Origin of the sequence: Desulfogranum marinum (assembly GCF_016918565.1) — a bacterium.
Taxonomy (GTDB): domain Bacteria; phylum Desulfobacterota; class Desulfobulbia; order Desulfobulbales; family Desulfobulbaceae; genus Desulfogranum; species Desulfogranum marinum.
In genome coordinates, this window is record NZ_JAFFQD010000052.1 from 21,321 (window position 1) to 29,148 (window position 7,828).

The 7,828-nt window shown below is 45.8% G+C and carries 6 protein-coding genes; all 6 read left to right on the forward strand.

Annotated elements, in window-relative coordinates; translation table 11 throughout:
* Positions 1-29 precede the first annotated feature (29 nt).
* Positions 30-1,178 (forward strand): iron-containing alcohol dehydrogenase, encoded by a 1,149-nt coding sequence (locus JWH17_RS20320; RefSeq protein WP_205224525.1) that lies wholly within the window; start codon positions 30-32, stop codon positions 1,176-1,178.
* Positions 1,178-2,368 carry a two-component system sensor histidine kinase NtrB gene (locus JWH17_RS20325; protein WP_205224526.1) on the forward strand — a complete coding sequence of 397 codons (1,191 nt, stop codon included), beginning with the start codon at positions 1,178-1,180 and terminating at the stop codon, positions 2,366-2,368. Before JWH17_RS20320 ends, JWH17_RS20325 begins: the two co-directional genes overlap by 1 nt.
* On the forward strand, positions 2,368-3,702 hold the full coding sequence (locus tag JWH17_RS20330) for a sigma-54-dependent transcriptional regulator (protein WP_205224527.1): 1,335 nt from the start codon (positions 2,368-2,370) through the stop codon (positions 3,700-3,702). The genes JWH17_RS20325 and JWH17_RS20330 overlap by 1 nt, the downstream gene beginning before the upstream one ends.
* 456 nt (positions 3,703-4,158) lie before the next feature.
* Positions 4,159-5,340, forward strand: a complete 1,182-nt coding sequence (locus JWH17_RS20335) for an iron-containing alcohol dehydrogenase (RefSeq protein ID WP_205224528.1) — start codon at positions 4,159-4,161, stop codon at positions 5,338-5,340.
* A gap of 807 nt (positions 5,341-6,147) precedes the next feature.
* A complete protein-coding gene (locus tag JWH17_RS20340) occupies positions 6,148-7,329 on the forward strand; it encodes an iron-containing alcohol dehydrogenase (protein ID WP_205224529.1) in 1,182 nt (393 codons plus the stop codon).
* 345 nt (positions 7,330-7,674) lie between these two features.
* A partial coding sequence (locus tag JWH17_RS20345) for an aldehyde ferredoxin oxidoreductase N-terminal domain-containing protein (protein WP_205224530.1) occupies positions 7,675-7,828 on the forward strand: 154 nt, incomplete at its 3' end.

Genomic DNA, 7,828 nt, shown 5'->3' on the forward strand with positions numbered 1-7,828 from the left:
ATCGTGTCTGGGGCCCAAGGAGTAAATTTATGGAAATTACGAAATTCGCAGTCCCTGAAATAATATTTGGGCGTGGCAGTTTAAATTATGCTGGACTTTGTGCTCGCAGATTAGGGGCAAAAAAGCTCTTTCTTGTCAGTGATGAAGGTATTGAAAATGCAGGCTGGCTCCAGCGGCTGATGGATATACTGGAAAAAGAAGGCATAGAATGGGTCTATTATCCGGGAGTAACTTCCAATCCGCGCGATTACCAGGTTGAGCAGGGAGCAGAACTATACCGAAAGAACGGTACCGACGTCATTATCGCCATCGGTGGAGGAAGCCCCATGGATACTGCCAAGGGCATTGCCATTCTGGCTAGTAACGGCGGCAGAATAAGAGATTACGAAGGGGCAAACAAAGTTGAACGGCCCTTGCCGCCCATGGTATTTATCACCACCACTGCCGGCAGTGGGTCGGATATTTCACAGTTCTGCATTATTACCGATGTGGAGCGTGAGGTGAAAATGTCGATTATAACTCGCACGCTGGTTCCAAATATTTCCATTGTTGATCCGTTGATTCTGCGCACTAAGAGCGAAACCCTTATCGTGCAGTCAGCCGTAGATGCCTTGGCACACGCCATTGAAGCCTATCTTTCTCGCATAGCTTCACCCTTTACTGAAATGCATTCTTTGAAGGCTGTGGAATTGATTTTTAAAAATCTACATCACGCAGTTGAGACCCGGTCGCTTGATGCCTTGGAACAACTTAGTTCAGCAGCGGTGTCTGCTTCCATGGCGTTTAGTAATGCCGGCTTAGGCGCAGAGCACGCTTTGGCTCACTCTTTAGGGGGATATTTTGACATGAGCCATGGTGTCATCCATCCTATACTCCTAACTGAGGTCATGCGGTTTAACCTCAAATATAATATTCAGAAAATGGCTGATATCGGGCGTATTGTTATGGGCGGGCAAAAAGGTTCTGATCTTGATACCGCCATTGGGGGGATTGATAAGTTAGATGAGTTTTTTGCTTCTCTCAATGTTTCTCAGCGCATGCGCGAGATAATTGACGAAGATAAAAAACAGGATATGGAAGCACTGTGTAAAATGGCTGTCAACGATGCCTGTAATCTGACCAATCCCGGCCCTGCGTCCTGGCGGGATTTTCTTAAGATTTGTGAGGAGGTGTGGTAATGGGCTCGACGACACTCCATGATCTCATTGGGATTGAACATTGTAAACAGGGATTTTACCAGGAGTTGCAGCAAAAGGTAGAGCTGCTGAAGACGTCCAATGTCGAATTGGATAAAGGTCGGAAAGAGATGCAGGCAGTGTTGGACGGCATCACGGATTTAATGGTCGTCCTTTCCGAAGATATGCGCATCCAACGGATTAATCATGTTTTCAGGGAATGGTTCAGTGATAGCGATCCGGTTGGGCAATACTGTTACGAGGTGTTTCGCGGTAATTTTACCACCTGTGATGATTGTCCTGCCGTCAAATCGCTGGATAGAAGTGAGATTGTTAAGGATTTGGCAATTTATAAGGTCAATGGAAAATTCAAGCAGTTTGAGATTATAGCTTCGCCGCTCAAAAGTGAACCAACAGGAGAACGGCAGGTCCTTCTTTTTAAAAGAGACGTGACTCTGGAAAAAGAGTTTCAGGCGCAGTTTTATCAGGCAGAGAAAATGGCTACAGTGGGAACGCTCGCCGCGGGTGTCGCCCATGAGATTAATAATCCCCTGGCAGCGATCAGTGGTTTTGCCGAAGGGTTGAAACGTCGTTTTAGAAAAATGGAAGATCAGCTCGATCTGCAAATGACAGCTGACTTTAATGAATATGCCAATACCATCATCAGTGAGTGTGATCGTTGCCGCGATATCGTGCAGACACTCCTTACCTTTAGCAGGCCAATGGCTTCAAGCCTTCGGCCGGTTGATGTCAATCATTGCGTGACTGACACATTATTTATTCTTCAGCATCATTTGAAGGATCGGCAGGATCTGTCGGTTCAAACAGATCTGGGAGAAGATCTGCCCTACATTATGGGAGACGAGTCACAGCTGAAGCAGGTGATTATTAATTTGTTGACCAATGCTTTTGACGCCACCGTTGATGGTGGAAATATTTTGGTTCGAACCAAATTGAATGAGGCTGGGGCCGTGGAGCTTGTTGTTGAAGATACCGGGTACGGTATCCCGCCTGATGCCATTGATAAGTTATTTGAGCCTTTTTTTACCACTAAGCCTGTTGGTCAGGGAATTGGTATTGGACTTTCCACCTGTTATTCCATTGTTAAGAACCATCATGGTGAGATTTCGGTGAGTAGTGTCGACGGTGAAGGCACTTCGTTTCTCGTAACTCTTCCAGGGATAAAGCCATAATGCCCCAAGATAAATATGCTATTTTAGTCATTGACGACGAAGAACCGATCCGTCGTCTTTTGCAGAGAGAATTAAGTGAAGGCAACCGAGAGGTGTTCACTGCCGAGTCAGCACAGCAGGCCATGCAGCTTATAAATGAGCGCCATTTTTCGGTAATAGTCATGGACCTGCGATTGCCGGATGTTCAAGGGCTTGAGTTGCTGGTTAAGCTTAAAGAAAGTTTGAGCAACACAGAAGTTATCATGATCACCGGCCATGGTGATGTGGATACTGCTGTTGAAGCCATGAAATTTGGTGCGTATGACTTCATTCGTAAACCATTTAACCTGGAACGGCTCGATCTGCTAGTGGCAAAAGCCCACCAACGAGTGGTGCTTGAACGCGAAAACGCGATTCTCCGACAACAGACCGATAGTAAAGATGATGTGTCATTTATCGGCAATTCAAAAATGATAAATGAAATCATGTTTCTGGTGAATAAAGTGGCGCCGGCGTCCATACCCGTTCTGATTACAGGAGAGTCAGGGGTGGGGAAAGATGTGGTCGCCCGCCTGATTCACATGAGGTCCAACTGTTGTGGTAAACCAATAATTATTAAAAATTGCGCTTCTCTACAGAAAGAACTGGCGCGCAGTGAGTTGTTTGGTCATGTGAAAGGTGCGTTTACAGGGGCTGATGACACGCGTGAAGGGCTGTTGGCATTTGCTGATGAGAGTACACTTTTTCTTGACGAAATTGGCGAATTGCCGATGGAAGTGCAGGCATCTTTGCTGCGGGCACTGGAAACCCAGACCTATCGGCGGGTTGGGGACAAAGAAGAAAGAAAGGTTAACATTCGGTTTCTTTTTGCAACTAATCGCCATTTGGCGGAAGAAGTGGAAAAAGGGCGTTTTAATGAAGCCTTTTATCATAGAATTAATGCCTTTCACATCAAGGTCCCCCGTCTCGCAGAACGTAAGGAAGATCTGCCATTACTTGTTGATTACTTTCTGAGCATCTTAAATACTGACGGCATGGAGTATCGACTAATAGATAGTGCCATGGCATGTGTGCTGCGCTATAACTGGCCGGGGAATGTGAGAGAATTACGCAATGTGCTGGAGCGCGCGATGATACTGGCAGAGAATGGTATCATTACCGAGCGTTGTCTTCCCCGGGAACTTGTAGAACAGTCAGAAAATGGTGATGATGTCTTTACCCTTGAAACTGTGGAGAAGCAGCATATTTTAAAAATGTTGGATGTTTTTGAAGGTAACCGGCAAAAAACAGCAGAGACATTGGGAATAAGCAGAAAAACACTTTATCGTAAATTACTTAACTATGCTGCTGGTTAGCTCGTAACTGCTCAGCAGAGCTCGCAAGGAGTACAAGCAGGGTTCCACGTATTGCCCCAGCTTCCCCTTTCACACAGACTGTGTGTGGTGAAAAAATCACCACCAAAAAAATCGCCTGACCGGGCGATTTTTTTTTTGCTTGTATGTCTGTCGATAGGCATCGGTCATTTTGACGCATATGCCTGGCTGTACGGGTCATTTTGTTCTTTGCCTTTTATATTGTTGAAATAATGAGTTTTATTTGTGTGTTGTTGGTGCTGGTTTCGATGGTGATCTGTATTGTTGCCGGCAGGATTGTCCTTTTGTGAAAAGAGTGGATTCGTTTAACTGTCTGGAATTGTGTATTTTTGATATCTGGCACGATGGTTGCTATAAAGAGGGGGTATGTAAGAGTTTTGGATTCAAACGAACGTGAAAATGTATTTCATCAACTCAAATTGAGAGGAAGGTTTCATTATGGCAATTCGTGAAGAAGTATACGGTTATTTCATTCCAAGCGTTACCCTTATCGGTATTGGTGCAGCTCAGCAAATTCCAGCCAAGATAAAAGATCTTGGTGGATCTAAACCTTTGATCGTTACAGACAAAGGTATAACCGGTGCCGGTATCACCAAACAGATCACCGATCTGCTTGACGAAGCGAAGATGGAATATGTTGTGTATGACGAAACAATTCCTAATCCTACCGATAAGAACGTTCATGATGGCGTTGACGCTTACAAAGCAAATAACTGTGACAGCCTCATTACCCTCGGTGGTGGTAGTTCCCATGACTGTGGTAAAGGTGTTGGTCTTGTTGTTGCTAATGGCGGCAAGATTCATGACTTCGAAGGCGTTGATATGTCCACCAAGCCAATGCCTCCGTATGTTGCGGTAAACACGACCGCCGGTACCGCTTCTGAAATGACCCGTTTCTGCATCATCACAGATACCAGCCGTAAAGTGAAGATGGCTATTGTTGACTGGCGTGTAACTCCTGGTATTGCTCTTGATGATCCGCTTCTGATGATGGGTATGCCGCCGGCATTGACTGCTGCAACCGGTATGGACGCATTGACCCATGCTGTTGAAGCTTATGTTTCTACCATCGCCACCCCGATGACCGACTCTGCTGCAGAAAAAGCAATTGAACTGATTGCCCAGCACCTGCGTCCAGCGGTAGCTAACGGACAGGACATCGTTGCCCGTGAAGGTATGTGCTACGCCCAGTATCTTGCAGGTATGGCATTTAACAACGCCAGCCTCGGTCATGTACATGCCATGGCGCATCAGTTGGGTGGATTCTATGATCTGCCACATGGCGAATGTAATGCAATCCTGCTGCCGCACGTTAGCCGTTTTAATCTGATCGCCAAGATGGACCGTTTCGTGAAAATCGCTCAATTGATGGGCGAAAACACCGATGGTCTTTCTACCCGTGATGCTGCTGAGCTTGCTCTTGATGCAATCATGAAGCTGTCTTCAGATGTAGGCATTCCTTCAGGTTTGATTGAACTTGGCAAGCGTTATGGCAAAGATGTTAAAGCAGAAGACATCGACACCATGACCGGTAATGCACAAAAAGATGCTTGTGGTTTCACCAACCCACGTACCCCTAAGGATGTTGATGTAGCTGCCATCTACAAAGCTGCACTGTAGGACTTGATGTAGAAAAAAGATAAAGCCCGCTTACCGCTGCCTATGGTTTATCCGGGCGGGCTTTGTCTAATAAAGTTGTTTTTCAGTTAGACACCAAAATGTGGTGAGCGAACTGGATACCATGGTACTATGGGGTGCCATTCCTTTTCGTTTGCATGACCATGTGATGCAGGAGCCATTCTCCTTACCCTTCTGCATCACATGATCACCACATTCATATCGCAGTCTACCGACCCACACTTCTCTTTGGTACCCTGTGTTTATCTAGTACCGGTTGCTTCGTTCTTACCCTCTCCACTTATTCCCTGTTTGATTTTACCTCCTTATGGTGATACCTGCGGCGTGGGTGTCTAGCCTTTTACATTTTCTATCTTTGCAGGCAATAGCAGCAGATATTGTTTCTTTCTGCTGGGGATTATAGGATTGCTCGTTAGTCTAAGTGGATTATTACATGCCCCATCAATTATATACTTAGTCAAGGATGTCACCCGCTGTGTGTCATTTACAGTATGGGCTGGTCATTTTGACGCAATTAGGCATTCGGGTGGGTCATTTTGTCTTTGTTGGTGTAACTGTCTAAAATGATATGAGTTAATTGTTTGGAGAGATATCAGTAAAAAATAAAATGTTAAGGAGAGGGGGTAGTTTGTCTGCCCCTGGAAACTGTCATTTCTGGTAACAATTGGTAATTGCACTCTTTTTAATTTGGCACGATGTTTGCTTGATAAGTGGGGTGCGCACAAGCTATGAGTTCAAACGAACGTGATAACGTATTTCATCAACTCACATTGAGAGGAAGGTTTCATTATGGCAATTCGTGAAGAAGTATACGGTTATTTCATTCCAAGCGTTACCCTTATCGGTATTGGTGCAGCTCAGCAAATTCCAGCCAAGATAAAAGATCTTGGTGGATCCAAACCTTTGATCGTTACAGACAAAGGTATAACCGGTGCTGGTATCACCAAACAGATCACCGATCTGCTTGACGAAGCGAAGATGGAATATGTTGTGTATGACGAAACAATTCCTAATCCTACCGATAATAATGTTCATGATGGCGTTGACGCTTACAAAGCAAATAACTGTGACAGCCTCATCACCCTCGGTGGTGGTAGTTCCCATGACTGTGGTAAAGGTGTTGGTCTTGTTGTTGCTAATGGCGGCAAGATTCATGACTTCGAAGGCGTTGATATGTCCACCAAACCAATGCCTCCGTATGTTGCGGTAAACACGACCGCCGGTACCGCATCTGAAATGACCCGTTTCTGCATCATCACAGATACCAGCCGTAAAGTGAAGATGGCTATTGTTGACTGGCGTGTAACTCCTGGTATTGCTCTTGATGATCCGCTTCTGATGATGGGTATGCCGCCGGCATTGACTGCTGCAACCGGTATGGACGCATTGACCCATGCTGTTGAAGCTTATGTTTCTACCATCGCCACCCCGATGACCGACTCTGCCGCAGAAAAAGCAATTGAACTGATTGCCCAGCACCTGCGTCCAGCGGTAGCTAACGGACAGGACATCGTTGCCCGTGAAGGTATGTGCTACGCCCAGTATCTTGCAGGTATGGCATTTAACAACGCCAGCCTCGGTCATGTACATGCCATGGCGCATCAGTTGGGTGGATTTTATGATCTGCCACATGGCGAATGTAATGCAATCCTGCTGCCGCACGTTAGCCGTTTCAATTTGATCGCCAAGGTGGACCGTTTCGTAAAAATTGCTCAATTGATGGGCGAAAACACTGATGGACTTTCCAAGCGTGACGCAGCTGAGCTTGCTCTTGATGCAATCATGAAGCTGTCTGCGGATGTTGGTATTCCTTCAGGTTTGATTGAACTCGGCAAGCGTTATGGCAAAGATGTTAAAGCAGAAGACATCGACACCATGACCGGTAATGCACAGAAAGATGCTTGTGGTTTCACCAACCCACGTACTCCTAAAGATGCTGATGTAATTGCCATCTACAAAGCTGCGCTGTAGGACTTGATGTAAAAAAGGATAAAGCCCGCTTACCGCTGCCTGTGACATGAGCAGGCGGGCTTTATTGATTAAGCTTGATTGTTACAAATAGACACTAAAATGTGGTGAGCGGGTTGGGGCTCTTGGTGCTATGAAGCACCTTTCCTTTTCCACTTTCATGATCACCACATATGTATTCCCATCGGCCGGATCGAGTGTTCCGGCCTTTTGTATGCACACCTTCCGGTTAGCATACAAAGTAGTTGGAACCTAAAAAGCGAACATGTTCCGGTAAATGGTGGTGGTCAAAAATTATCATTTGCGGCACTGGAAAACGTAAAAGAAAAGAAATAGAGGGTAGAGATTATGGCAGATAAAATTTTTCGTGTAAATATGACCGACTTGAGCACTTCTATTGAAGATGTGCCTGCAGACTGGGCAGGACATGGCGGCAGGGGCCTGACCTCCACCATCGTTGCAGCCGAAGTCGAGCCTACCTGTCATCCACTGGGAAAAAACA

Coding starts and splice junctions, on each gene's coding strand:
- JWH17_RS20320 (WP_205224525.1), top strand. CDS start 30: ATGGAAATTACGAAATTCGCAGTCCCTGAAATAATATTTGGGCGTGGC.
- JWH17_RS20325 (WP_205224526.1), top strand. CDS start 1,178: ATGGGCTCGACGACACTCCATGATCTCATTGGGATTGAACATTGTAAA.
- JWH17_RS20330 (WP_205224527.1), top strand. CDS start 2,368: ATGCCCCAAGATAAATATGCTATTTTAGTCATTGACGACGAAGAACCG.
- JWH17_RS20335 (WP_205224528.1), top strand. CDS start 4,159: ATGGCAATTCGTGAAGAAGTATACGGTTATTTCATTCCAAGCGTTACC.
- JWH17_RS20340 (WP_205224529.1), top strand. CDS start 6,148: ATGGCAATTCGTGAAGAAGTATACGGTTATTTCATTCCAAGCGTTACC.